This is a genomic window from Streptomyces sp. NPDC002793 (assembly GCF_040295485.1).
Classification (GTDB): domain Bacteria; phylum Actinomycetota; class Actinomycetes; order Streptomycetales; family Streptomycetaceae; genus Streptomyces.
Map to the genome: position 1 here is coordinate 1 of NZ_JBEOVL010000070.1, position 24310 is coordinate 24310.

A 24310-nucleotide genomic window follows, 5' to 3' on the forward strand; every position below is an offset into this window, starting at 1 on the left:
TCGTAGCGGGTGTCGTTGTCGATGAAGCGCTTCAGCCACGAGATGCTGTACTTCGCGATCGTCGTGTTGGACGTGTTCGGGGTGAAGTGGGACGCCCCACGGAGCTCCAGGTACGCCTTGTCCAGCGAGCTCGGCAGCGAGTTGTAGAACGGCTCCGAGTGCGAGGCCACGGACGCGACCGTGTCACCGTCCGCGCCGACGACCAGGGTCGGGGTCCGCACCTCCGGCCAGGACTTGTCGAGGTTCCAGCCGGTCAGCGGGATCGCCGCCTTCAGCGAAGGACGGTCCTTGGCGGCTTCGAGTGTGCCGCCGCCGCCCATGGAGTGGCCCATCACACCGAGCCGCGAGGAGTCGATCCGGCTGCGCACCGAGCTGTCCTCGGTCAGGTAGTCCAGGGCCGCGAGCAGCTGGTCACCCCGGCTGGCCGGCTGGTCCGCCGTGGTGTTGGTGTCGATGGTGAACACCACGAAGCCCTGCGAGGCCAGACGCGGCCCCAGCCAGGCGATGCTCGACTGGTAAGCGGTGAAGCCGGGCGAGATGGCGATCGCGCCGAACGTCCCGTCCGAGGTGGACGTCGGGTAGTAGATCGTCCCGCCGCCGAAGCCCCGGACGCTCAGCGAGGACACGGTCGTCTGGGAGGTCGCGTACGAGCCACGGCTCGCCTCGATGCTCGAGTTGCTCGGGGCCGGACCACGCTCGTACGGGTTCTCGGCGGCCTGGGCGCCCGGCATCAGCGCGGTGACCAGACCGGCCGTGGCGGCGGCCGCGGCGACGGCGAGCCTGACGGTGCGGGAGCGGCTCTTCGACATCCGGTGGCGGCGGGGGGAGACGTCGTTCGAGGGGAGGTGCTGCTGCACGAGGGGGGGGTCCTCTCGGTCGTGGCGAACCACACCGCGGCAGCCGGCCGCCCCGTGTCCAGGGGCCTTCGGGGGAGCACCGCGGGTGGCGCCGTCATTCGTGTTGACGGCGCCACTCTGGCGGCGCGCCCTCCGGGCGGACATCGGCGAGATGGCCGGTCTTCGCGACCGGCGACCACTCCTGACCGCGTCAGCGAACGGGGTGTCCGGCCTCGCGCAGAGCGCCCTTGACCTCGGAGATCCGCAGGTCACCGAAGTGGAAGACGGACGCGGCGAGGACCGCGTCGGCGCCCGCGCCGATGGCCGGCGGGAAGTCCGCGAGCCGGCCCGCGCCTCCGGAGGCGATGACGGGGACGGTGACGTGGGCCCGTACCGCCTTGATCATCTCGGTGTCGTAGCCGTCCTTCGTGCCGTCGGCGTCCATCGAGTTGAGCAGGATCTCGCCCGCACCGAGCTCGGCGGCCCGGTGCGCCCACTCGACGGCGTCGATACCGGTGCCCCGGCGCCCTCCGTGGGTGGTCACCTCGAAGGTGCCCTCGGGGGTGCGCCGCGCGTCGACGGAGAGCACCAGCACCTGGCGCCCGAAGCGTTCGGCGATCTCCCGGATGAGTTCGGGACGGGCGATGGCCGCGGTGTTGACCCCGACCTTGTCGGCCCCGGCGCGCAGCAGCTTGTCGACGTCGTCGGGGGTGCGGACCCCGCCGCCGACGGTGAGCGGGATGAAGACCTGCTCGGCGGTGCGGCGCACCACGTCGTACGTCGTCTCGCGGTCCCCGCTGGACGCGGTGATGTCGAGGAACGTCAGCTCGTCGGCGCCCTCGGCGTCGTAGAGCTTGGCCATCTCGACGGGGTCGCCCGCGTCGCGCAGGTTCTGGAAGTTGACGCCCTTGACGACGCGGCCCTTGTCGACGTCCAGGCACGGGATGACCCGTACGGCGAGCGTCATCGCTCACCTGCCCGGTAGGCCTCGACCTCGACCTCGACGACCAGGGAGGGGTCGACGAAGCCGGACACGATGATCATGGAGGCCGCGGGGCGGACGTCGTCGAACAGCTCCTTGTGGGCGCGGCCCACCTCGTCGACGTCCCGGGTGTGTGTGAGGTACATCCGGGTGCGGACGACGTCCTCACGGCCGAGTCCGGCCTGCTTCAGGGAGTCGAAGGCGACCTGGAAGGAGGCGACGGCCTGCTCGTAGGGGCTGCCCGCGAGGATCTGGCCGTCGACCACCGAGGTGCAGCCGGACACCAGGACGAGTCCGTTGGGGAGCTGGACGGCACGGGAGTAGCCGAACCGCTCCTCCCACGGGCCGCCCGAGGAGACGCGGCGTACGGAGTCCGTCATGCGGCGACCGCCTTGAGGGCCTCTTCGAGGGTGAACGCCTCGGCGTACAGCGCCTTGCCGACGATGGCTCCCTCGACGCCTTCCGGGACGAGCAGGGAGATCGCGCGGAGGTCGGCGAGCGAGGAGACACCGCCGGAGGCGACCACGGGCTTGTCGGTGGCGGCGCAGACGTCCCGCAGGAGCGCCAGGTTGGGGCCCTGCAGCGTGCCGTCCTTGGCGATGTCGGTCACGACGTAGCGGGCGCAGCCCTCGGAGTCGAGGCGGGCGAGCGTCTCGTAGAGGTCGCCGCCGTCGCGGGTCCAGCCGCGGCCGCGCAGCGTCGTGCCCCGGACGTCGAGGCCGACGGCGATCTTGTCGCCGTGCTCGGCGATGACCTTGGCGACCCACTCGGGGGTCTCCAGGGCGGCGGTGCCCAGGTTGACACGGCGGCAGCCGGTGGCGAGGGCGGCGGCGAGCGAGGCGTCGTCGCGGATGCCGCCGGAGAGCTCGACCTTGATGTCCATGGCGCCGGCCACCTCGGCGATCAGCGCACGGTTGTCGCCGGTGCCGAAGGCGGCGTCCAGGTCGACGAGGTGCAGCCACTCGGCGCCGGAGCTCTGCCAGGCGAGGGCCGCCTCGAGCGGGGAGCCGTAGGAGGTCTCGGAGCCGGATTCGCCGTGCACGAGGCGGACGGCCTGTCCGTCGCGGACGTCTACGGCGGGGAGCAGTTCAAGCTTCGGCATTACAGCGTCTCGATCCAGTTGGTCAGCAGCTGGGCGCCGGCGTCGCCGGACTTCTCGGGGTGGAACTGGGTGGCCCACAGCGCGCCGTTCTCGACGGCGGCCACGAACCGCTCTCCGTGCGTGGACCACGTGACCTTGGGTGCACGGATCTTGGCGTTGGTCACTTCGAGGGACCAGTCGTGTGCCGCGTAGGAGTGCACGAAGTAGTAGCGGGCCTCGGGGTCGGTGCCCGCGAAGAGCTGGGAGGCCTCGGGGTGTTCGACGGTGTTCCAGCCCATGTGCGGCACGACGTCGGCCTTCAGCGGTCCGACGGTGCCGGGCCACTCGTCGAGGCCCTCCGTCTCGACGCCGTGCTCGATGCCGCGCTCGAACAGGATCTGCATGCCGACGCAGATGCCCATGACGGGACGGCCGCCGGCCAGCCTGCGGCCGATGATCCATTCGCCGCGGGCCTGCTTCAGCCCCGCCATGCAGGCGGAGAACGCGCCGACGCCGGGGACGAGGAGCCCGTCGGCGTTCATCGCGGTGTCGAAGTCGCGGGTGATCTCCACGTCGCCGCCGACGCGGGCGAGGGCCCGCTCGGCGGAACGGACGTTGCCGAAGCCGTAGTCGAAGACGACGATCTTCTTCTTGTCGCTCACAGTGCCCCTCAGTCCCAGAGTCCCTGGATCCGCATGATGCCTGCCACCAGGCACATCACGGAGCCGATCCCGAGGAGCACGACGACGCCCTTGGGCATGCCCTGCTTCCAGAAGGAGTAGACGCCGCCGGCCAGGAAGAGGCCGACGATGATCAGAACGGTGTTGAGGCCGGTCACAGCGCGCCCTTCGTGGACGGGAGGATCCCGGCTGCGCGCGGGTCGTGCTCGCTGGCGTAACGCAGGGCGCGGGCCAGGGCCTTGAACTGGCACTCCACGATGTGGTGGGCGTTGCGGCCGTACGGCACGTGGACGTGGAGGGCGATCTGCGCCTGGGCGACGAAGGACTCCAGGATGTGCCGGGTCATCGTCGTGTCGTACTCGCCGATCATCGGCGCCATCTTCTCGGGCTCGGTGTGCACCAGGTAGGGGCGGCCGGAGAGGTCGACGGTGACCTGGGCGAGCGACTCGTCCAGCGGGACGGTGCAGTTGCCGAAGCGGTAGATGCCGACCTTGTCGCCGAGCGCCTGCCTGAAGGCGGCGCCGAGGGCGAGGGCGGTGTCCTCGATGGTGTGGTGCGAGTCGATGTGGAGGTCGCCCTCGGTCTTGACCGTGAGGTCGAAGAGGCCGTGCCGTCCGAGCTGGTCGAGCATGTGGTCGTAGAAGCCGACCCCGGTCGCGACATCGACCTTGCCGGTGCCGTCGAGGTTGATCTCGACGAGCACGGAGGTCTCCTTGGTGGTCCGCTCCACCCTGCCTACGCGGCTCATGCGTCGTGCTCCTTCTTCAGTTCGCGCACCGCATCGAGGAACGCGTCGTTCTCTTCCGGGGTCCCCGCGGAGACCCGCAGCCACCCCGGTACGCCGTTGTCCCGGACCAGGACGCCCCGGTCGAGGATCTGCTGCCAGGCGGTGCGGCTGTCGGCGAAGCGGCCGAACTGGACGAAGTTGGCGTCCGAGTCGGTGACGGCGAAGCCGAGCTCCCGCAGTCCGTCGACCAGCCGGTCGCGCTCGCTCTTGAGCTGCGCGACGTACCCGAGCAGCGTATCGGTGTGTTCCAGTGCGGCGAGCGCGGTGGCCTGGGTGATCGAGGACAGGTGGTACGGCAGGCGCACCAGCTGGACCGCGTCGACGACGGCCGGGGCCGCCGCGAGGTAGCCGAGGCGGAGGCCCGCGGCGCCGAACGCCTTGGACATGGTGCGGGAGAGCACCAGGTGGGGGCGGCCCTCGATCAGGGGGAGCAGCGAGGGGTGGTGGCTGAATTCGCCGTACGCCTCGTCGACGACGACCATCGAGGGCCGGGCGGCCTGGGCCGCGTCGTACAGGGCGACGACGGTGTCCGCGTCGACGGCGGTGCCGGTGGGGTTGTTGGGCGAGGTGATGAAGACCACCTCGGGGCGGTGCTCGGCGACGGCCTTCTTCGCGGCCTCCACGTCGATGGTGAAGTCCTCGTTGCGAGGTCCGGAGATCCAGCCGGTGCCGGTGCCGCGCGCGATGAGGGCGTGCATCGAGTACGAGGGCTCGAAGCCGATCGCGGTGCGCCCGGGGCCGCCGAAGGTCTGCAGCAGCTGCTGGAGGACCTCGTTGGAGCCGTTGGCCGCCCAGACGTTGGCCGTGGCCACCTCGTGCCCCGCGGTGCGGGTGAGGTAGCGGGCGAGCTCGGTGCGGAGCTCCACGGCGTCACGGTCGGGGTAGCGGTTGAGGTCGCGGGCGGCCTCGCGGACCCGCTCGGCGATGCGGTCGACGAGCGCGTCGGGCAGCGGGTAGGGGTTCTCGTTGGTGTTCAGCCGGACCGGTACGTCGAGCTGGGGCGCCCCGTACGGGGACTGGCCGCGCAGTTCGTCGCGGATCGGGAGGTCGTCCCAGGGGTTGTTCGTCACTGCTGCGGAACCTTCCACCCGAACCTGGCCTTGAGCGCGGCGCCGTGGGCGGGGAGGTCCTCCGCCTCGGCGAGGGTGACCACGTGGTGGGTGACCTCGGCGAGCGCGTCGCGGGTGTAGTCGACGATGTGGATGCCGCGCAGGAAGGACTGCACGGAAAGGCCCGAGGAGTGGCAGGCGCAGCCGCCGGTGGGCAGGACGTGGTTGGAGCCGGCGCAGTAGTCGCCGAGGGAGACGGGCGACCAGGGGCCGACGAAGACCGCACCGGCGTTGCGGACCCGGTCGGCGACGGCGGCGGCGTTCTCCGTCTGGATCTCCAGGTGCTCGGCGGCGTACGCGTCGACGACCTTGAGGCCGTCCTCCAGGTCGTCGACCAGGACGATCGCGGACTGGCGGCCTGCCAGTGCGGGCTCGATCCGGTCCGTGACGTGCCGGGTCGCGGCGATCTGCGGCGCCAGCTCGGCCTCGGTGGCGGCGGCGAGCTCCTCGGAGTCGGTGACGAGGACGGCGGCGGCCATCGGGTCGTGCTCGGCCTGGCTGATCAGGTCGGCGGCGACGTGCACCGGGTCGGCGCTCGCGTCGGCGAGGATCGCGATCTCGGTGGGGCCTGCCTCGGCGTCGATGCCGATGCGGCCCTTGAGGAGGCGCTTGGCGGCGGCGACGTAGATGTTGCCGGGGCCCGTGACGAGGTTCACGGGCAGGCAGTCCTCGGTGCCGTACGCGAACATCGCGACGGCCTGGGCGCCGCCGGCGGCGTACACCTCGTCGACGCCGAGGAGGGCGCAGGCCGCGAGGATCGTGGGGTGGGGCAGGCCGCCGAAGTCCTTCTGGGGCGGTGAGGACACGGCGATGCCCTCGACGCCCGCCTCCTGCGCCGGGACGACGTTCATCACGACGGAGGACGGGTAGACCGAGCGGCCGCCGGGGACGTACAGCCCGACGCGCTCGACGGGGACCCACTTCTCGGTGACCGTGCCGCCGGGGACGACCTGGGTGGTGTGCGTGGTGCGGCGCTGCTCGCGGTGGACGAGACGGGCGCGGCGGATCGACTCCTCCAGGGCCGCCCGTACGGCGGGGTCGAGCCGTTCCAGCGACGCGGTGATCACGTCGGCCGGGACACGGATCGCGTCGAGGCGCACGCCGTCGAGTTTCTCCCCCCACTCGATCACTGCCGCGGAGCCACGATGGCGTACGTCCTCGCAGATGGGCCGCACCGTCTCCAGGGCGGCTTCCACGTCGAACTCGGCACGGGGCAGCAGGTCGCGCAGGGCGCCGCCCTCGGGGAGGGCGGTACCGCGCAGATCGATTCGAGAGATCACACGGGCAATTCTCTCAGACCGTTTCGGGCGTCCGGTCGCCCGTATCACTGGCTGATACATGTCCCGGCTGTCACTGCTGACCATTAGCGTTCACGTCGTCACACAGAGGGAAGAACGACTGTACGACGCGCGGCACAGAACGCGCAGGCGGAGGTGAGGCAGTGACCGAACCGCACGACGGCGAGATCCCTGACGGACTCAGTGCCGCGGAGCTCGGTATGTGGCAGTCCTTCCGGAACGGCACCACCTACGATCTGCGCTCCCACGATCCGGTGCGCGACGATCCCTTCGCCCCGCACAGCTGGGGGCCGGAGCGCAGCGTCGGAGCCCGGACCGTGGCGCGGCTCCTGCTCAGCGGCCCGGCGGCGCGGCCGGGCCGGGTGGCCGCGCTGAAGCTCCGGGGTGTCCGCATCACGGGGAAGCTGGATCTGGCGGGTGGGCGCGTCTCGCCCTACGTGGAGCTGACGGGCTGCCGCTTCGAGCAGGAGGTGGTGCTGCCCGAGTGCCATTTCACGACGCTGCGGATGGTGGGCTGCGCGGTGCCCAGGCTGGACGCGGCCCGGCTGCACACGGAGGGCGATCTGCATCTGCCGCGCTGCCGGGTCGAGCGCGGCATCCGGCTGACGGACGCCCAGATCGGCACGGACCTGCTGATCAACCAGCTCCGTGTCGGCCCCGACCGGCGTGGCCGCGCCTTCGTGGGCGACGGGATGTCGGTGGCGCAGGACCTGCAGGCGGAGATGATCGAGACGCTCGGCGAGCTGAGCCTGCGCGGGGCGAAGGTCGGCGGTTCGCTGAGCCTGCGCGGCAGCCGGCTGCGTGCCACGGACGGGCGGCGGGCGCTGAACGCCCCGCAGCTGAGCGTGGAGCGGACGCTGTACATGACGGAGGCCTGGGTCAGCGTCGACACGGGGAACCAGGGCACCACTCCCCCGTTCGGTGTCGCGCGCGGCGGCGGCCCGGCGCGCGGGACGCGTGCGCAGGCCTTCGAGTGCCGGGGCGCGGTCCGGCTCGACGACGGGCGGTTCGGGGACGCGGTGGACCTGCACAAGGCCCGGTTCGTGCTCGCCGACCGCGAGGAGCTGTCGCTGCGCAGGATCGTCACGCCCGAGCTGCGGTTCAACGCGGAGCGTCCGCGCGAGGGCCGGGTCGTGCTGAACGGCGCCAAGGTCGTCACCCTGATCGACGTGTCGACCAGCTGGCCGGGCCCGGGCGGCCTGGCGATGGGCGGCTTCGTGTACGAGAACCTCGTCCCGTACGGCCACTTCCCGCTGTCCCGGCGCCTGGAGTGGGTGCTGGCCGCGACCCCGGAGTACGTCCCGGAGCCGTACGAGCGCCTCGCGGCGGTGCTCCGCAGCTGCGGGGAGGACGCGGACGCCCGGGAGGTGCTGCTGGCCAAGCAGCGTCGCCGCCGCGAGACGCTGCCGCTCGCGGGGAGGATCTGGGGCTACCTGCAGGACTGGACGGTGGCGTACGGCTACCGGCCGGGGCGGGCCCTGGTCTGGATGGCGGTGCTGTGGGCCGCGGGGGCGGTGGCCTTCTCGCGGTACCGCCCGGAGTCGATCAAGGAGGAGGAACACCCGGAGTGGAATCCCGCGCTGTACGCGCTGGACCTGCTGGTGCCGGTGATCAATCTCGGGCAGGACGGTTACTGGCTGCTGAAGGGAGGCTGGCAGTGGACGGCGGCGGCGCTGGTGCTGGTGGGGTGGATATTGGCCACCACGGTGGCCGCGGGCGCGTCCCGGCTGCTGCGGCGCGGCTGACGGGAGCGCGGCGTCCGGGTCCGGCCGGACCCTTGCCGTCGCGGTGCCCGGAAGGCCACTCGAAGCGCTGCGGGCAGGCGGCCGACGACGACGGGAAGGTCGGAATCGAGCCAGCCACGCGCGCTTCCTTTGCCTTTTCTTGACCGTGTCCAGGGCAACCCTTCCACTCGCCACAGAAGCTTCACAGAGCCCCACTGGCGCCGTCCTCACCAGGGCTTTTCAATGGTCTGCACCATGGCTTTCCTCCGCGCACTGCTGAGCTCCGCACGCGCGTTCCGGTACAGCCCCGGGCTGTCCGCCGGGCTGCCCGCGGACGACGCGGTGCTGCTCGACGCCCCGGACGAGCGGCTCTCCCCCGCGTTGGTCGCCGCGGCCGTGGGTGACTTCGAACCCGCCGCGAAGCTCCTCGCCACCACCCGGGACGGCGCCGACTGGGAGACCCGCGACCGCACCCTGGCCCGGCTGGTCGCCTTCGCCCGCAGCCGCGACGCCTGGCTCACCGGCTGGCTGGCGGCCGCCCCGCGCGACCCGGACGCCCTCCTCGTCAAGGCCGCGCTGGCGGTCCGCCGCGCCTGGGAGTCCCCCGCCCACGCCGAGCTGCTGCGCGAGGTGGGCCCGCTGATCACGGCGGCGGCCGAGGCCGACCCCCGGGACCCGGTGCCGTGGCGGCTCGCGCTCGACCACGCCCGTGGCACGCATGCCCCGCACACCGTCTTCGAGTCCCTGTGGGAGCAGGCCGTACGCCGCTGCCCGCACCACTACGGCAGTCATGTCGCCGCGCTCCGGTACCTCTCGGCCGAGTGGTACGGCTCCCACCGCGAATGCTTCGACTTCGCCGAGCGGGCGGCCGAGGACGCCGCCCGGGACTCCCTGGTGCAGGCCCTCCCCGTACGGGCGGCCTTCGCCCTGCTGAGGGACGAGAGGGCGGCCACGCGGGCGACCTCCGTGGAGGGGGACCGGATCGACGCGGCGGCCGACCTCGCGATCAGCCTCTCGGCCGGATTCCCCGCCGGTGATCCCTGGCCGGCCGAGGTCCGCAACCTGCTCGCCTACGTACTGGTCGCACGGGACCGTGCGACCGAGGCACTGGAGCAGTTCCGGCTGATCGGGCCGTACGCGACCTCGTTCCCGTGGGCGTCCGTGACCGGGGAGGCGCTCGGCGGATTCCTCGACGCGCGGGCGGACGCACGGCTCCGGGTGGCCTCTTCCACGCCCCTCTGCGGAAGGCCGGAACACAGCGGGCCCCACGGCCATTAGGCTTGACCGTTGTGACCACCGCTCGCCTGCCCCTCTTCCCGCTGAACGCGGTGCTGTTCCCCGGCCTCGTGCTGCCGCTCAACGTCTTCGAGGAGCGTTATCGCGCCATGATGCGCGGGCTGCTCGCGATCGACGAGGACGAACCGCGCCGTTTCGTGGTGGTCGCGATCCGCGACGGCCGCGAGACCGCACCGACCGCCACCGGGATGCCGGACACGGCCGCTGCGGCGCCCCCGACGGAGCGGGCACCGGCCGACGGCTTCGGCCCCGATCCCCTCCAGACCTTCCACCGGGTCGGCTGCGTCGCGGACGCGGCGAAAATCCGTGAGCGCGCGGACGGCAGTTACGAGGTCCTGGCGACCGGCACCACCCGGGTCCGGCTGCTCTCCGTCGAGGCGAGCGGTCCGTTCCTGACGGCCGAGGTCGAGGAGCTCCCCGAGGATCCGGGGGCCGCCGAGGGCGAGGACTCGCCCACGGACGAGGCCGGGGCCCTGTCCGAGGGCGTCCTGCGTGCCTTCCGCAGCTACCAGAAGCGGCTGGCCGGGGCGAGCGAGCGTTCCCTGACGACCGGCGCCGACCTCCCGGACGACCCGTCCGTCGTCTCGTACCTGGTGGCCGCCGCCGCGGTGCTCGACGTCCCGACGAAGCAGCGGCTGCTCCAGGCCCCGGACACCGCGACCCGGCTGCGCGAGGAGCTGGCCCTCCTGCGGAAGGAGACGGCCGTCATCCGGCACCTTCCGTCGCTGCCGGCGGCGGACCTGACCCGCGACCCGACGTACCCCAACTGACCCGAGGACCTGCCAAGTGGCGAAGAAGCCCAGGAAACAGCAGCCGGGCGGCACCCCGGCCACGGTCGCCCTGACCGGGGCGGGCATCACATTCACGGTTCACTCGTACGAGCACGACCCCTCGTCCCCGTCCTACGGCGAGGAAGCGGCCACGGCCCTCGGAGTCTCCGCCGACCGGGTCTTCAAGACGCTGGTCGCCGACGTCGACGGCGACCTGGTCGTCGCCGTGGTGCCCGTCGCGGGCTCACTGGACCTGAAGGCACTGGCGGCGGCCGTGAACGGCAAGCGGGCGGCCATGGCGGACCCGGCGGCGGCGGAACGCACCACGGGCTACGTGAGGGGCGGCATCTCGCCCCTGGGCCAGCGCAAGCGGCTGCGTACGGTGCTCGACGCCTCGGCCGGGTCGCACGCCACGATCTGTGTCTCGGCGGGCCGCCGCGGCCTGGAGGTGGAACTCTCCCCGACGGACCTGGCCACCCTGACGGAAGCCACCCTGGCCCCGATCGGCCGGGCGTAGCGGGTCTCGCCCGCGCGGCACGGACGCCCGGATCACGGCGGATCCGTCACCGGTCCCGCCCGTTCGGTGCGGGTGGGACGTCCGAGCGGGTCAGCAGCCGTTCGACGTCCGCGAGCGGACGCAGGACGCAGCGGTCGAGCAGCAGGGACGGGCTGATGAGGGTCGAGCCGACCTCGTGCCCGGCCTTGACGCAGGTGTAGGGCGAGCTGTGGACCGTCACGTCGTCCCCGACGGCCGTGATCCGGCCGGCCAGCGCCGCCTTGCGGGCACAGACCGCCACCGGTCCGACGATCTCCCGGGTCGCGCGGCCGGCCCGTACCCGGCGCGCCCACAGCACTTCCAGGATCAGGTGCCCGCGCACGGAGAAGCCGCCGATCGCCGTGCCGAGCAGCCAGCCGTCGCCCAGCCGGCGGCGCAGCTCCTCCGCCGTGTCCCGGCCGGCCGCGACCTCCAGCACGCTGCAGCGCGGGGCGACCGCGCCCCGGCGGCCCCGTCCGTGCCCGGTACTGCGGCCGTCGCTGAGCGCCCGGGTGCTGTTGTCGGTGAGCAGCCCCGTCCAGTAACCCTCGCGCAGCAGCGTGACGGTCCGCGCGGCGGTGCCCTCGTCGTCGCGCGTGTAGCTGCCCGCGTACGGATGGGCCCGGGGCCGGTCCCGTACGGTCAGCGCGGCCGGTGTCCAGCGGTCGCCGAGGACGCGGCCGAGTGCGCCGCGGTCGGCGAGGTAGTTGTCGGCCTCGCTGGTGTGCCCGAAGCATTCGTGGGCCAGGACCCCGGCGGCCGTGGGCGACAGCAGCGCCGCTCCGGCCACCGGCTCGGTCAGCGGTGAGCGCAGCCGCAGCAGGGCCTGGTCGTCGAGGAGTTGCCGCACGCCCTGTCGTATCCGGCCGGCCACGTAAGGGGGGTCGTAGGCGGCTGCGCCCCACTGGGGCGTCTCGCCGTGGCGCGGGGCACCGAGGCTGATGCGCACCTGCCACAGCCCGTCCCGCTCGTCCGGTACGATCCGGGCCCGCGGCCCCAGCCGCACACGCGCCGCGTCCAACGCCGCGGCCAGGACGTCGGTCACGGTGAGGGGGGGTCCGTGACCGCCCGCAGGGCCCGGCACAACGCCTCCCCGAGGCGTTCGGTGTCGGGCGCGCCGAGCGGCATCGGCTGCCACCAGGCCGGTTCCCTCGACAGCGCGTTCAGCAGGGGCTTGAGGTGCTGGGAGAGCGCGCTCCGGGCGTTGTAGGAGAAGGAGACGCTGACGGAGCCTTCGCTGTCGTCCCCCTCCACGCCCTCGTGCGGTGCGAACAGCGGCAGGTAGAGCACGTCGCCGGGGTGCAGTTCCGCGCGGAAGGGACGCTCGGGCAGCCGGCCGGACGGGACGAAGCCCTTGGTCTCCAGCATGCGGCTGCGCTGCCGCTCCGGCGTGGTGTCCTCGGGCAGACCCACCAGCCAGGTCTTCGAACCCCGCTGCTGCACCACGAAGTTGTCGCTGTGGTCGAAGTGGCAGCCGATCCCCGCTCCACGCCCCCGGGTCACCGACAGGTCCGCGGTGCACTCGTCCCAGCCGAACAGGGCGGTCAGCTTCGCGCAGGCGTCGGCCAGTTCCGGCAGGGTGTGCTGCGCCTGGTTGACGAAGAGCACCGTACCGTCGGGCCGCCGCCGCACCTGTGCTCCGGGCCCCGGCTCCCGCGGTGTCCCTTCGAGGCGGCTCTCCAGGGCCTCGATGTCGGGCCAGTCGAGGGCGGGGGCGAGGAAGCGCGGGCCGCAGCCGCGCCAGAGGACCGGTCGGCGGCGCCAGTGCTCACGGTGGAAGAGGGACAGGTCGAACCGGTCCGTCTCCGGCAGTGGTCGTGCGTTCATCGCAGCCCCCAGGCCCGCAGTCGCTGGAGCAGTTTCGCCCGTACGTCCGGTGGCGTACCCGCTTCGTGTCCGGCCAGGACGGTGGTCAGCGCGTCGAAGAGGGGACGCCCGGCCCGCCCGATGACGCAGCGCCCCGCGCCCGCGAGGAACATGGTGGGGCGCAGTTCCCAGGCGTCGGGTGCCTCGGAGTAGTCCCGGAAGGCGCAGAAGGTGCCGCCGTGGAAGGCCGAGTCGCGCAGCGTGACGTCGAAGGTGGCGTCCGCTCCCGTGGCGATCGCGCGGGCGACGGCGCAGGCGGCCTCGTGGTGCGCGAGCGGTTCGAGAGCGCACCCGGGGTCGAAGGGCGGTCCGGCCGCCATGAACCGGTGGAAGCACTCGGGCAGCGAGAGACCGCGCCCCCGGGAGGAGTGGGGGACGTCGCGGAAGTGCTGGAACTGCGGTGAGGCGAGGAAGAGTTCGGCCACCGCGTTGGTCCCGTGGCCGTGCTGCTCCTGGATCGTCTCCAGGGTGCGCGGGAAGGCCCCCCTGAGTCCCTGACCCGTGCCCGTGCCGCCGCTGACCACCGCCGAACGGATGTTGCGCCCGACCAACCGCAGCTCCGTCGGGTCCACCCGGCCGAAGACCTCGATCAGGTCGGGGTCGAGCGGAGGCCGCATGCCGCCGGGGCCGTCCGCGACGAACGCGGAGCGGAACCGCTGGTCGTACAGCAGCCGGTCGAGGACCCGCAGGATGCGTCCGTGCCGCCCGGCTCCGGCCGCGTCCATGCCGTACCTGTCGTCCGTGTCGCCCACCGCGGTGGTCTCATGCGGCATGCGCGGTCCCCTTCCAGTCGCGTACGAGGGAGAAGAGGCGCTCCGCGTTCGGTCGCGACTTGGGCACGAGCACCCCGTCAGCGGTGAACTTGGGGTCCTCGTAGGTGATGCCGGTCAGCCGGGGCATCATCGGCAGCAGGTGTTCCAGCAGGGTGAGCTGCTCGTCGAGGAGCACGCCGTGGTGCAGGTCGCGGAAGCGCCCGTCGACGATCTGGCAGCCGGACAGGTGCACCTCGTGGCAGCGGTCGAGCGGCAGCGCCTCGAGACCGTCGAACATGCGCGCTCCGGTCCGCCCCATCAGCCACTGGTAGGCGAGGATGTGACCGATGTCGATCGTCGCGTGCGCTCCCGTCTCCCGGACGACGGTGTCGAAGAACGCGAAGGCGTCCAGTGTGCCGACCAGGAAGCTGCCGCCCTCGGTGAAGCCGGGGAACTCCACGGACAGCGGCGCCCGCAGCCGCTCTCGCCACTCCGCGACCCCGGCGACGCACCGCCGCAGCCCCTCAGGGGTCAGTACGGGCGGCATCGGGTAGGGCAGGCTGCGGCCCCCCAGCGACCAGATCCCCAGGTCCTCGATGATCCAGCGGAATCCGTAGCGTTCGACCAGCGCGTTGGTGAAGTCCGCGACGGCGGCCCGCTCGTACCCGTCCGGGGAGCCGGTGTTGAGCAGGGTGTGGTGGAAGGCGCGCGGTCGGCCGTCGCCGAACAGCGCGAAGAGGTCGTCGTACGCGGGGAAGTAGCGCTCGGGTGTGAGGGGGCCGTAGTCGATGGGCTGGAAGGCGACGAACATGTAGTCGTACTCCTGAGCGTTGCGCCGCAGGAACGCCGCCACCCGGTCGGTCGGGCGGCCCTTCCCCGTCTTCTCGAATCCGATGCGTTCGCCCCAGACGAGGTCCATGCCCAGGCCGAGCCCCAATTTGTCCATCAGGCACTCTCCGCTTCCGGTGGGTCGGGTACGAGCAGCCGTTTGTCGACCATCTGTGCCAGCCAGCGGCGCGCTCCGGGCTCGTCGGAGGTGAGTCCGCCGCCCGGGGTGAGCTCCACTCCCGCGGGTACGGCCGCCATCCGTGGCCAGGCGACGTCGGCCAGGAACCAGCGCGCCCGGACGGAGTCGAGCGTCACTCCGAAACGCGGCCGGGCCCGCGGCGCCGGTCCGGTGACCGCCCTCACCGCCGCGGTCCGGTCCCGCGCCCGCGACGGCAGGTCGGGCCGGACGGCCCGCTCGGCGTCCGGCACCGCCTCGACGGTCATGCGCAGCAGTCGCTGTCTGGCTTCCTCCGTCGCGGTGCCGTCGAGGAGCGCGCCGCCGACCCGGCCGCCGGCGAAGGCCAGGCCCTCGTTGGTGACCAGGTAGGCGTCGTCGTCCTGGCGCCGCCGGGCGGCCCACAGGTAGCTGCCCGGTTCGGCCACGACCAGCTGCATGGTGTCCAGGCCCAGGTCAGTCGGGTGACGCCGCACCACCTCGACGGTCTCGCGGGAGCCCTGGACGGCGTCGTCGTGATCGAAGCCGTCCATGAACGACAGGTTGGTGACGATCCCGGCCCGGGTGAGGTTGAGTACGGCGCGTTCCGCGTGCGTGGCGTCCTGGCCCTTGTGCAGGGAGTCGAGGATGCCCTGGTGGGCGGACTCGAAACCGGTCGACAGCTGCACGCAGCCCGCCGCACGCAGCCGTTCGCAGAAGGCGGGGTCGGCCAGTTCGCGCTCCAGCCGCGCCCGGATCCGGAAGGTGAGCGACGCGCCCCGCCGGCGGACCGCCTCCGTCACGCGGAGCAGATGGCGCAGGCCGGTGTTCTCGTCGGTGACCGCCACGTCGGTCATGCCCAGCCGGGCGGACAGCGCCACCAGGTGTCCGGCGGCCACCTCCGGGTCGATCTGCTGGAAGGCACGCGCGTCGCGGTAGCGGTTGCCGTACGAGCAGAAGGTGCACTTCCCCCAGTAGCACCCGACCGTGAGCCGGTAGGGGAACTGGTGGGCCATGTTGGTGTAGACGCCGAAGTCGAACGGCCCGAAGTCCGGCATCGGCTGCTCGCTCAGCACGAAACCGTCCGCGAGCCCCGTCCGCTCCCGCGCTTCGCCGCCCAGGACGCGGGTGAGGAAGTCCTCGCCGTGGCCCAGGCACCAGTGGTCGACGGTGCGGGAGGCGGTGACGTGCCGGCGCAGCGGTGCCGCCCACATCTGCACGGTGGGTCCGCCGAGCGCGATCAGCAGCCCGGGGCGTCGTTCCTTGAGCAGCACGCACAGGGTGAGGACGGGGACGAGCTGGCTGAAGAAGGGGACGGAGAAGGCCAGCAGGCGTGGCGGGTCGTCGGACAGCAGTTCTTCCAGACGGTCGGCGCACCAGCGCGCCGACCAGCTCTCGCGGCCGGCCTCGACGTACGTGTCCAGGTCGGACAGCGGCAGCGGGCCGTCGACGATCCAGCCGTCCTGGGTCGCCTGCTGGGTGACGTAGCGGACCGTCGCCTGGATGGCCGTCTCCTGGGCGAAGCCGGTGGTGCGGTCGCGGGCGGTCTCCAGCAGCCGGGTGCCGTGCCGGGCCCGGTACCGCTCACTGACGGTCCGGTAGATCTCGCCCGCGCTCGGTTCCGCCCCTCCGGCGGCCGGTTCGTCCGCGGCGGACGGCTCGTGACGGCGGATCAGGACGCGGGCGCGGTACTCCAGGTTCAGGTCGAGGGTGCTGACCCGGTGGCCCTGCGCGGTCCATGCGGCGGCGAGCTGCGGCAGCGCCAGGTACGGGAACTGGACGGCCTCGCTCACAGGTGGCATCACCAGCAGTACGTCGCTCATCGCTCATCCCCGTCCCGTGCTCCGCCCCGTGGTCCGTGCCCGCGTCAGTCGTTCGATGAGGTCCAGACGGTCCTGGGCCGTCTCCGCGCTCTCCGGGTCGCCCCGTGCGTCGGCGAGCACCCGTACGGTGCGCCAGACCCCGGCGCGCAGGGGCAGCTCCTCGGCCACGGCACGGAATTCCGCCAGTGCGGCTCCGGCCCCCTGCAGGCGCAGGGTGGCGCGGGCCGCCAGGACGCGCGCGTGCATCGCGAGGGTGTCGCGGGGGTCGAGCGCGACGGCCTCGCGCAGGCGGTCCCTGGCGGCGTGGTGGTCGCCCCGCGCGTAGTGCGCCGCGCCGATCTTGTACGCGAGCCAGCTCGACCGGTACCCCTGGGCGGCCGCCCGCTCGTAGCACTCCTGGGCCTGCTCGGGGCTCGCCGAGGCGTTCGCCAGGCCGTGCAGGGCCACCGCCACTCCTGGCGCGGGATCCGCTCCGCCCCGCTCCCCGCCTCGCGCCTCTGCCTCGTGGGACGGGAGACCGGCCCCCTGGTGGACCCGCAGCATCAGGTCCTCCGGCCACGGGGTGGAGGGCAGGAAGGAGGACTCCCTGGCCCGCAGCCCCAGTCGTGCCGCGACGTCAGGGCCGACCCCGCGGTACTCGCCGGGCAGGAAGCCCGAGCGGGTGGACCACGTCATCGCGGACAGTTCGCCTCCGCAGGCCGCCACCAGGTCGGCCAGGTCGTCCACGGAGTGGTCGGGCCTGCCGTGCTCGTCCACCAGCCAGTCCAGGTCGATGTCGGTGACGACGTCGCCGGTCACGTGCCGGTCCAGGTGCCGGGTGAGGAGATCGGGCGGTACGACCGAGAGCCGTACGCCGCACAGCGTCACCGCCAGGCAGCACCCGCCGGACAGCGGATCGGCCGGGACGCCGCCGGTGGCGATGAGCGACACACAGTCCACCGCCCTGCTCTCCCAGCCCGTGTACGAGGTCCAGCTCGGCACCCACACCAGGTCGGTGAGGCCCGCGGCGAGGGCGGCGGCCGACCAGAAGTCGTCGAGCCCGAAGGCACCGGGCACGCCGCGCACCGGCAGCCGGCGCAGCAGGTCCGCGGGGGACGTCCCGGCACGCGCCGCGGAGCGCAGGGCCTCCTCCCCTCCGGGAGCGAGGGGCTTGAGGTCCAGATGACGGTCGAAGCAGACGACGGTGCGGTCGCGGTAGGGGCTCCGCGGCCACAGGGCCGCGACCTCTCCGTGCTCCTCGAACAGGTCAACGCGTCCCGGCATCCCGTGCCCCTTCCGGAAGCGGCACGACCTGCGCCGGCGGCGTGTGCGGGGGCGCGGGGGCGGGCAGGGCCGCCGAGGAGAAGCGGCGCGCGTCCGGGCTGAGCATCGCGGCCGCGGTGGTCACCAGGACGAGGACCCCCGCCCCCAGCATGATCGTGCGGGGGTCGGCGAAGCGGAGCAGCACCGCGCCGAAGAGCTGGCCGAGGGGCAGCGAGGCGAAGGAGAAGAAGAAGTCGGCGGAGAACGCCCTGCCGTGCAGCCGCTCGGGCACCTCCCGGCGCAGCCCGGCCATCTTGACGACGTCGAACGCCTGCTGGCCGATGCCTCCCGCGACGAACGCGGCCGTGAGCAGCAGCACCGATCCGGTCGCCACGGGTGCCAGCACGGTCACGCCGAAGAGGCCGAGCAGCGCCAGCGAGTACAGTCCCCGGCTCCGGCCGGTGACGCGCCCGCCGACCAGCGCGCCGACGACGGTGCCCACGGCGAAGGCGCCGAGCACGAGACCGTAGACGGTGGCGCTGTGTCCCGCTCCGAGCAGGAACACCGGCAGGGCGACCATCCACGGTCCGACGGCGAACAGGACGTGGACGACGGCGAGGATCTGCACGTGCCGCAGCCACCGCACCCGCCACAGCACGGCGAGCCCGCCGAGGGCGGAGCGCAGCAGCGACTCCTCGGGCTCGTCGGGAGCGTCGGCGTGCGGTTCGGTGGATCCGGTCTTCGCGGGGCTGTCCCGTACGGGGCTCTCCGGCGCGGGGCGTGCCGCGTACCGGGCGCCCGCCCAGCGGGTCGCCACCGCGGACAGGCCGAAGGCCACGGCCGCGGCGACGGCTCCCGCAGAGGAGCTGAGGACGGCGACGAGGGTCGCGGCGAGGGTGGGCCCGACGATGCCGGATGTGTTGCGCATGCCTTCGAGGAGGCCGTACGCGGCGGTGACCGCGGCTTCCTCACGGTCGGGGCCGCCGGAGCCGTGAGCCGCGTCCGTTCCACCGTCCGGCCTCGTGGCCGCGCGCGTGTCCTTGCGCAGCACCCGTGGGGTGATGAGCAGCAGGGCCGGTTCGCTCACCGCTTCGCACAGACCGATGAGGACGGCGACGACGAGGACGACGGCGTCCAGCCGGCCGTCCCAGAAGAGGGCCAGCACGATGAGTGCGAGGAAGCGGGTCGCATCCGCGGTGACCGCCGCGGCGACGGGGTTGACGCGGTCGAGAAGTGCGCCGCTGAAGAGGACGACACCACCGAGCGCGAGGAAGCGGGCTGCGAATACCGCTCCGATGGTCTCCGCTGTCGTTCCCGATCGTTCCGCGGCAACCACGACGATGATCGGGAAGAATGCGTCACCGAGCAGAGAAACAGCCTGCGCCAGGCAGAGTCCGGCGAAACGCCGATTTCCGAGCAGCTGAAGATATACTCTCACCGGGGAGCGCGAGACCTTTCTTATAAAGCCTGCCACCGGCGTGGTCACCGGCCGGTGGCAGGCCTGCGTCGGTCCTTCGGGTCAGTTCTTGAAGCGGAACGCGTGGAAGGCCACGCTCTCGTCCAGGTCCTCGGCCTCCAGGACTTCCAGGCTGTCGAGGTCTTCGATGTCGTCGAGGATGGTCTGCTCGTTGCGTGACTCGCCCATAATTCCTCCTGAAAAGGAAGGGGCGCGGCAGGCTGATTCCCGCAGCGCTGCGAAAAATGCTATCCGGGGGCTTCCCGCCCCGGAAATACCGCCCACCCTTTATGGCCGGAAGGGCACGTCGAACAGCCCGCCCCCGGGAATTCGAATACCGGTGGCGAGCTGGAGGAATGCGAGAACGGAAGGGGGAATTCAGAATTCGTAAGAATGTTCGGTGGCCGGTTCCCCATCCTTCGAAAGGGTGGGGCTCACTCGGCGCACACCGTCACAGGTGCCGACAGGCTACGTCTCCGGAGCCCGCTACGGCCGCGCGGTTCCCGGCCCGTCCGACGGCCGGCCGTCCAGGGAGCCCTGCTCCTCGGCCGGCCCGGGCTTCGGCCCGAACGCGGACCCCGGCTCCGCCGGAGGCGCCTCGTAGAAGGCGGTCGCCCCGTGGAAGGTCCCCCACTCCGGCTCCGGGTCCCTCGGGCCGAACAGTGCGGTCAGCCCCAGGTGGACGATCATCGCCGCGATGGGCCAAGCGAGCATCGCGGCCCCCACCGCGTGCAGTTCCAGCGGCGCGTCGAAGGTGACTCCCTGGCCGACCTCCTTGGCATGGGCCACCACATCGGACGTCGGCCCGAACCAGGTGCCGATCCCCCACGCCAGCAGGGAGCCGAGCAGTCCGCCCAGGGCCAGCCCCACCACCAGCGGGATGCCTCCGCGCCGGCGCAGAAGGAAGACGGCGGCGCCCGAGACCAGGCCGAACGCGAGCCCCAGCAGCACGAAGGTGCCGTCGGCCCCGATGGCCTCCTCGCCCTCGCTGTTCTTGAGGAACACGGCGGTGTCGTCGGAGACGAGTGGCACCCGGGGCGCCAGCCACAGCCAGAGCAGCCCGAGGACGACGCCCGCCACCGTCAGCACCGCGGCGATCAGCGCGCCCTGTCGGAGTTCCGTCCGCCGCTCGGCCCCGCCCGGCTCCTCACCGGGCACGGCATGCGACCCGGAGGGCGGGGCCTGCCACGGGTCGTTCGGCTGGGGCTGGTGCGGCGGCGTCAACGGTGCGGTCACGGGGCCATCGTGCCAGGCCGACCCGTGCCCCGCCTCACCGGACCGCCGCCCGCCGGTACGCCCACGTGGCCACGGCCAGCGAGAGCACCCCGACCGCCGCGCACACCGCGAGGTCGAGGACGACGATCGCCCAGTCGGGGTCGGCGTCGAAGGACCGGGCCAGCGCCTCGACGCCGTAGGTGGAGGGAAGCAGGTCCCGCGCCCAGCCGACGGGCCCGGGCAGCCGCTCGGCCGGCAGCACCCCCAGCAGCAGCGCGGCCGACATCCCCAGCTGCCCGAGGAGCGTCGCCAGCTCCTGCCGGGGCGCCAGCAGTCCGAGCGCGGCACCCAGTCCGGAGAGCGCGGCGCCGGAGAGCGGGATGACCGCGACGAGTACCCACAGGTGCGTCATCGGAAGTCCGAAGAGCGCGCTGCCCGCCACGGCCGTGACGATCGTGCCGGGCACGGTGAACGACGCGTACGCCCCCGCCGTCCCCAGCACCACCGCGGCGGGCGGCACCGGCAGCGTGGCGTAGTGGTCGAGCCCGCCGCCGGCCCGGAGCTGGCCGAAGTACTGGGCGAGCAGGTTGAGCGCGACGAAGGCCACGACCAGCACGCTCGACCCGGCGACGACGGCCCGTGCCTCCGCACCGCCGTCGACGACCCCACGCATCAGCACCATGATTCCGACGGACTGGAAGGTCGCGACGAACAGCAGCGGGATCCGCGCGACCCTCGCCCGTGAGAGCTGCGCCCGGTAGACGGCGGCCAGCGAGGGAAGCAGCCTGGCGCGCGGCGCCAGGGCCGCAGGGGCCGTCCGGGCGGGGCGGCCCGCCCGCACGGCCGAGGTCCGGATCTTCGGCCCCGACATCTGCGCGGGCTCCGTGGGAACGATGCTCGTCACCTGGTGCTGCTCCCGTTCGACTTCGACATCTGTTCCCGCGCACACCTCGGCGCGCGCACCGCCCTGATCACGCCTTCACCAGTCCCTCGGTCGCCCTGGCGGCGTCCCCGCCGAGCGCCAGATAGACGTCCTCCAGGCTGGGCGTGGCCAGCGTGAAGTCGTCGAGCGAGGAGAACGCCGCCCCGCCGGTCACCGCGGCCACCGCGGCCCGCGCCTCGTCGGGGCCGAGCCGCAGGACCCACTTGCGCCCCGACTCCTGCGCCGACTCCCGGAGTGCGGCCACCTCAGGGACCTCCAGCGGAGCGCGTTCGCGCCACACCAGTTCCACCCTGACCTCTCCGGCCACCTGCTCCTTGAGCCCGGACGGGGTGTCGCAGGCGATGACCGCGCCACGCTCCATGACGGCCACCCGGTCCAGGACCGTCTCGGCCTCGATGACGTTGTGGGTCACGAGCAGTACCGTCGCCCCGTGCTCGGCCCGCCGCCGGTCGACGGCGGACCAGACGGACCGCCGGGCAACGGGGTCCATCCCGGTCGTCGGCTCGTCCAGCACGAGGACGGGGCGCTCGCCGACCAGCGTCGCGGCGAAGCAGGCGAGCCGTCGCTGTCCGCCGGACAGCTTCTTCAGCGGACGTCCGGCGAGCGCGGTGAGCCCGAGCTCCTCCAGGACGTCGTCGCGCGCGGCACGGGCCTGCCGGGCCGGCAAACCCCTGAGCCGCCCGGTGGTCTCCGCGGCGAGCGAGACGGTCAGTTCGTCGAGGGCGGTGGACTCCTGGCCGAGGTAGCCGATGAGCCGCGAGGCCCTCTCGGGGTGGCGCACGAGGTCGTGACCCAGCACCTCGACGCTCCCGGAGTCGGGGCGCATCAGCCCGGTGAGCTGGCGTACGAGCGTGGACTTGCCGGCGCCGTTGGGTCCGAGGAGCCCGAAGATCTCGCCGCGCCGGACATCGAGGCAGACCCCGTCGGTGGCGCGCACCTCGGGAGTCGCGGCGCGGCCGCGTCGGCCGCGGACGGCGGGATAGGTCTTGACCAGGTCACGCACCGCACACACGGACTGTGCCTGTGCCGTGCCCGTAGCCTGCGTGCCCGTAGCCTGTGCTGTGCCCGTACTCACGAGGTACGAGAGTACGGGGTCGGATGCCCCGTATTGCGTCCGGGGCAGGCCGGTGGCGCCCCGCTCACTCCCCCGCGGGAGCGTGTTCGGCGGCGGCCCGCACGTCGATCTCGCGCCAGAACCCCGCCCGGATGGCATAGCGGTCGTGCTCGTCGATCTGGTCGTCCTTGTGGGCCAGCAGGCCGAAGCGGGCCGCGTACCTCAGCAGTTCGCCGTCGATGCGGTGCGGGATGCGGGGGTACATCGTGGACAGCTTCTGCAGGTGGACGGTCTCGGGAACCCGTTCCATCCAGCGCCGGGCGAAGACCTGGCCGACCTCGAAGGGGTCGCCGCCGACGGTCGTGATGTCCTCCTCCCGGTCGGCCCAGCGCTGTTCCGCGCTGGTGAGCTGGGCCAGGGTCGGCAGGGACGCGGTCTCGGCGGGTTCGCCGAGCGGTCCGCCGCGCTCGACCCAGCCCTTGTCGGACGACCAGCGCAGGGTCGCGTTGGCGGCCGGCGCCTGGACGGCGGTGTGCTGTGTGACCTGCGGACCGGGCGCACGCAGGCTCGCCAGGTCCTTGGGGGTCGGGACGCCCCTGTGGCCGGGCGCGGGCCTGGTGCCGGGAGCGGCTTCTCCGGCCGGCGCGCCGGTGCCGTTACGGGCGGCGGCCTGGGCCTCCGAGGCCCGCTCGGCGGAGGCCGCGAGGGCCGCCTCGGGCAGCGGCGCGGACAGGATCGCGGCGATCTCGGGGCGCGGGACCGTGGGTGGCGCGCATGTGCCGCCCGTCTCCTTGGCCCGTACGGCCTTGGTGATCCAGGCCCGGTCGAGCACCCGTCGCTCGTCGGCCTCGGCGACCAGGTCCTCGGACTGGTTGTAGTCGCCGTCGGCGGCCTGTACGGCCCAGAGATGGACGGCGACACCGTGCTCCTTGGCGGACATCAGCCCGGGCAGCAGATCGCCGTCACCGGTCACGAGCACCACGTCGGAGCAGGCCCGGTTCCTGGCGAGCTCGGTCAGTTCGGCGTGCATCGCCGCGTCGACGCCCTTCTGCGCCCACCGGCCGTCACTGCGGGTGAGCGCCCCCAGCCGAACCGTCACCCGCGGCATGACCCGCAGCCTGCGGTGCTCGGGCTGCGGCACGCGGTCGGGTGCGCCGTCGAACCAGTAGATGCGCAGCAGGGGCTGTTCGGTGTCCGCGACGGCGCGCTCGCGCAGCCCCTGGATCAGAGCCGCGTGGTCGACGGTGATGCGGGAGCGGGCGGGTTCTCCGGCGAGCAGGCTCGCGGCCGCGCCCAGCAAGTAGCCGGCGTCCACCAGGACGACGCAACGGTCCACGCGTTCCACCCTCTTCCAGTTCGGGAGCGGATCTGCGGGGCCTGACCGGTGGGTGGGTCCGGTCCCGCTGACCCGGTTTGCTCACTCAGGGTTTCCTTCGAGTCTGCCCGACGGTACGGGGGTTAAGGTCCGGAACTCGATCATCGGCGTGGCGAATCCGGAAACGGCGCATGATACCGCGCCTATTACGCTCGGTAATGATCCAACATGCGGCATTTGTGGCGACATGTGAGCCTGGCAGCGGTTCTGGATCCCCAGATCCCCCACAGGAGGCATCACGATGTCGAAGAACAAGAACCGCAAGCAGGGCAGCCGGAACGACCGCGCGACCGCCGCGGAGCGCGGCGCGGAGGAGGCCAAGTCGACGGCGTACGAGTCGCAGACCCAGCCTCAGTCGCAGGGTCAGGGCAGCCCGTCCGACGTTGCCCGCAAGCACCAGAAGCGCTTCGGCCACAACTGACGGCCCACCCGTTCCCTCGGGGCCGCAGGCTGCCCCAGCTGTTGGGGCTCGCGGCGGCCGAGGTCGTGCACCGGGCGCGCGGC

26 protein-coding genes are annotated in these 24310 nt (G+C 72.6%); 5 read left to right on the forward strand and 21 right to left on the reverse strand.

Translation table 11 applies throughout. The annotated features are described in order from the left end of the window. The 9 genes from bdeA to hisD form a co-directional block, all read right to left on the reverse strand. The coding region (gene bdeA, locus ABT001_RS33970) for a bis(hydroxyethyl) terephthalate hydrolase (protein WP_351285363.1) at positions 1–857 on the reverse strand (857 nt) is incomplete at its 3' end. Between the two features lie 190 nt (positions 858–1047). After that, the gene (hisF, locus tag ABT001_RS33975) at positions 1048–1803 is read right to left on the reverse strand and encodes an imidazole glycerol phosphate synthase subunit HisF (protein ID WP_351285364.1); all 756 of its coding nucleotides are present in this window, start codon (positions 1801–1803) and stop codon (positions 1048–1050) included. Then, a complete protein-coding gene (locus ABT001_RS33980) occupies positions 1800–2198 on the reverse strand; it encodes a RidA family protein (RefSeq protein ID WP_351285366.1) in 399 nt (132 codons plus the stop codon). Before ABT001_RS33980 ends, hisF begins: the two co-directional genes overlap by 4 nt. Then, entirely contained in the window at positions 2195–2920 is a 726-nt protein-coding gene (gene priA, locus ABT001_RS33985; RefSeq protein ID WP_147962959.1) for a bifunctional 1-(5-phosphoribosyl)-5-((5-phosphoribosylamino)methylideneamino)imidazole-4-carboxamide isomerase/phosphoribosylanthranilate isomerase PriA, read from the reverse strand. Before priA ends, ABT001_RS33980 begins: the two co-directional genes overlap by 4 nt. Then, complete coding sequence (gene hisH, locus ABT001_RS33990; protein WP_351285367.1) at positions 2920–3561, reverse strand: imidazole glycerol phosphate synthase subunit HisH; 642 nt, start codon at positions 3559–3561, stop codon at positions 2920–2922. Before hisH ends, priA begins: the two co-directional genes overlap by 1 nt. A gap of 8 nt (positions 3562–3569) precedes the next feature. Then, entirely contained in the window at positions 3570–3737 is a 168-nt protein-coding gene (locus tag ABT001_RS33995; RefSeq protein WP_164493711.1) for a CG2302 family histidine operon protein, read from the reverse strand. Beyond that, the gene (gene hisB / locus ABT001_RS34000; protein ID WP_099176212.1) at positions 3734–4327 is read right to left on the reverse strand and encodes an imidazoleglycerol-phosphate dehydratase HisB; all 594 of its coding nucleotides are present in this window, start codon (positions 4325–4327) and stop codon (positions 3734–3736) included. The genes ABT001_RS33995 and hisB overlap by 4 nt, the downstream gene beginning before the upstream one ends. Continuing rightward, positions 4324–5436, reverse strand: coding sequence for a histidinol-phosphate transaminase (locus ABT001_RS34005; RefSeq protein ID WP_351285369.1), 1113 nt, complete (start codon positions 5434–5436; stop codon positions 4324–4326). The genes hisB and ABT001_RS34005 overlap by 4 nt, the downstream gene beginning before the upstream one ends. Further along, complete coding sequence (hisD, locus tag ABT001_RS34010; protein ID WP_351285370.1) at positions 5433–6755, reverse strand: histidinol dehydrogenase; 1323 nt, start codon at positions 6753–6755, stop codon at positions 5433–5435. The genes ABT001_RS34005 and hisD overlap by 4 nt, the downstream gene beginning before the upstream one ends. A 161-nt stretch (positions 6756–6916) precedes the next feature. On the opposite strand from hisD, the gene ABT001_RS34015 reads away from it, so the two are divergent. The 4 genes from ABT001_RS34015 to ybaK all read left to right on the forward strand — a co-directional run bounded on the left by ABT001_RS34015 (position 6917) and on the right by ybaK (position 11080). Then, positions 6917–8518 (forward strand): oxidoreductase, encoded by a 1602-nt coding sequence (locus ABT001_RS34015; protein WP_351285372.1) that lies wholly within the window; start codon positions 6917–6919, stop codon positions 8516–8518. A gap of 222 nt (positions 8519–8740) precedes the next feature. Further along, a complete protein-coding gene (locus ABT001_RS34020; protein ID WP_351285374.1) occupies positions 8741–9775 on the forward strand; it encodes a hypothetical protein in 1035 nt (344 codons plus the stop codon). 11 nt (positions 9776–9786) lie between these two features. After that, positions 9787–10563, forward strand: coding sequence for an LON peptidase substrate-binding domain-containing protein (locus tag ABT001_RS34025; protein ID WP_351285375.1), 777 nt, complete (start codon positions 9787–9789; stop codon positions 10561–10563). Between the two features lie 16 nt (positions 10564–10579). Next, a complete protein-coding gene (gene ybaK, locus ABT001_RS34030) occupies positions 10580–11080 on the forward strand; it encodes a Cys-tRNA(Pro) deacylase (protein ID WP_351285377.1) in 501 nt (166 codons plus the stop codon). 46 nt (positions 11081–11126) lie between these two features. Here ybaK and ABT001_RS34035 read toward each other — a convergent pair whose 3' ends face one another. The 12 genes from ABT001_RS34035 to ABT001_RS34090 all read right to left on the reverse strand — a co-directional run bounded on the left by ABT001_RS34035 (position 11127) and on the right by ABT001_RS34090 (position 23776). Further along, entirely contained in the window at positions 11127–12143 is a 1017-nt protein-coding gene (locus ABT001_RS34035) for a metallopeptidase TldD-related protein (protein ID WP_351285379.1), read from the reverse strand. Then, the gene (locus tag ABT001_RS34040; RefSeq protein ID WP_351285380.1) at positions 12140–12925 is read right to left on the reverse strand and encodes a JmjC domain-containing protein; all 786 of its coding nucleotides are present in this window, start codon (positions 12923–12925) and stop codon (positions 12140–12142) included. Before ABT001_RS34040 ends, ABT001_RS34035 begins: the two co-directional genes overlap by 4 nt. Next, positions 12922–13737 (reverse strand): hypothetical protein, encoded by an 816-nt coding sequence (locus ABT001_RS34045; RefSeq protein ID WP_351285381.1) that lies wholly within the window; start codon positions 13735–13737, stop codon positions 12922–12924. The genes ABT001_RS34040 and ABT001_RS34045 overlap by 4 nt, the downstream gene beginning before the upstream one ends. Next, entirely contained in the window at positions 13727–14662 is a 936-nt protein-coding gene (locus tag ABT001_RS34050) for a multinuclear nonheme iron-dependent oxidase (RefSeq protein WP_351285383.1), read from the reverse strand. Before ABT001_RS34050 ends, ABT001_RS34045 begins: the two co-directional genes overlap by 11 nt. After that, positions 14662–16521, reverse strand: coding sequence for a B12-binding domain-containing radical SAM protein (locus ABT001_RS34055; protein WP_351285384.1), 1860 nt, complete (start codon positions 16519–16521; stop codon positions 14662–14664). Before ABT001_RS34055 ends, ABT001_RS34050 begins: the two co-directional genes overlap by 1 nt. Before the next feature lie 3 nt (positions 16522–16524). Continuing rightward, positions 16525–17784, reverse strand: a complete 1260-nt coding sequence (locus ABT001_RS34060; protein ID WP_351285386.1) for a tetratricopeptide repeat protein — start codon at positions 17782–17784, stop codon at positions 16525–16527. Next, positions 17768–19201 carry an MFS transporter gene (locus ABT001_RS34065; protein ID WP_351285387.1) on the reverse strand — a complete coding sequence of 478 codons (1434 nt, stop codon included), beginning with the start codon at positions 19199–19201 and terminating at the stop codon, positions 17768–17770. The genes ABT001_RS34060 and ABT001_RS34065 overlap by 17 nt, the downstream gene beginning before the upstream one ends. Before the next feature lie 81 nt (positions 19202–19282). Beyond that, positions 19283–19408 (reverse strand): hypothetical protein, encoded by a 126-nt coding sequence (locus ABT001_RS34070; protein WP_262346869.1) that lies wholly within the window; start codon positions 19406–19408, stop codon positions 19283–19285. Between the two features lie 297 nt (positions 19409–19705). After that, positions 19706–20455 (reverse strand): ABC transporter permease, encoded by a 750-nt coding sequence (locus ABT001_RS34075; RefSeq protein WP_351285389.1) that lies wholly within the window; start codon positions 20453–20455, stop codon positions 19706–19708. A gap of 34 nt (positions 20456–20489) precedes the next feature. Further along, entirely contained in the window at positions 20490–21338 is an 849-nt protein-coding gene (locus tag ABT001_RS34080) for an ABC transporter permease (protein ID WP_502967573.1), read from the reverse strand. 67 nt (positions 21339–21405) lie between these two features. After that, positions 21406–22389, reverse strand: coding sequence for an ABC transporter ATP-binding protein (locus ABT001_RS34085; protein ID WP_351285395.1), 984 nt, complete (start codon positions 22387–22389; stop codon positions 21406–21408). Positions 22390–22516: 127 nt separating this feature from the next. Further along, the gene (locus ABT001_RS34090) at positions 22517–23776 is read right to left on the reverse strand and encodes an NYN domain-containing protein (RefSeq protein ID WP_351285391.1); all 1260 of its coding nucleotides are present in this window, start codon (positions 23774–23776) and stop codon (positions 22517–22519) included. Between the two features lie 271 nt (positions 23777–24047). Between ABT001_RS34090 and ABT001_RS34095 the strand changes: the two genes are divergently transcribed. Further along, positions 24048–24227: a hypothetical protein gene (locus ABT001_RS34095; RefSeq protein WP_351285392.1), complete on the forward strand. Its 180-nt coding sequence runs from the start codon at positions 24048–24050 to the stop codon at positions 24225–24227. The last annotated feature ends 83 nt before the right edge of the window (positions 24228–24310 follow it).

Excerpts from the sequence above, each read along its gene's own strand:
- ABT001_RS34045 (WP_351285381.1), bottom strand. The coding sequence starts at position 13,737 with ATGCCGCATGAGACCACCGCGGTGGGCGACACGGACGACAGGTACGGC.
- ABT001_RS34060 (WP_351285386.1), bottom strand. The coding sequence starts at position 17,784 with ATGCCGGGACGCGTTGACCTGTTCGAGGAGCACGGAGAGGTCGCGGCC.
- ABT001_RS34070 (WP_262346869.1), bottom strand. The coding sequence starts at position 19,408 with ATGGGCGAGTCACGCAACGAGCAGACCATCCTCGACGACATCGAAGAC.
- ABT001_RS33980 (WP_351285366.1), bottom strand. The coding sequence starts at position 2,198 with ATGACGGACTCCGTACGCCGCGTCTCCTCGGGCGGCCCGTGGGAGGAG.
- ABT001_RS34055 (WP_351285384.1), bottom strand. The coding sequence starts at position 16,521 with ATGAGCGACGTACTGCTGGTGATGCCACCTGTGAGCGAGGCCGTCCAG.
- ABT001_RS34050 (WP_351285383.1), bottom strand. The coding sequence starts at position 14,662 with ATGGACAAATTGGGGCTCGGCCTGGGCATGGACCTCGTCTGGGGCGAA.
- priA (WP_147962959.1), bottom strand. The coding sequence starts at position 2,920 with ATGCCGAAGCTTGAACTGCTCCCCGCCGTAGACGTCCGCGACGGACAG.
- ABT001_RS34040 (WP_351285380.1), bottom strand. The coding sequence starts at position 12,925 with ATGAACGCACGACCACTGCCGGAGACGGACCGGTTCGACCTGTCCCTC.
- hisB (WP_099176212.1), bottom strand. The coding sequence starts at position 4,327 with ATGAGCCGCGTAGGCAGGGTGGAGCGGACCACCAAGGAGACCTCCGTG.
- ABT001_RS34095 (WP_351285392.1), top strand. The coding sequence starts at position 24,048 with ATGTCGAAGAACAAGAACCGCAAGCAGGGCAGCCGGAACGACCGCGCG.
- hisF (WP_351285364.1), bottom strand. The coding sequence starts at position 1,803 with ATGACGCTCGCCGTACGGGTCATCCCGTGCCTGGACGTCGACAAGGGC.
- ABT001_RS34020 (WP_351285374.1), top strand. The coding sequence starts at position 8,741 with ATGGTCTGCACCATGGCTTTCCTCCGCGCACTGCTGAGCTCCGCACGC.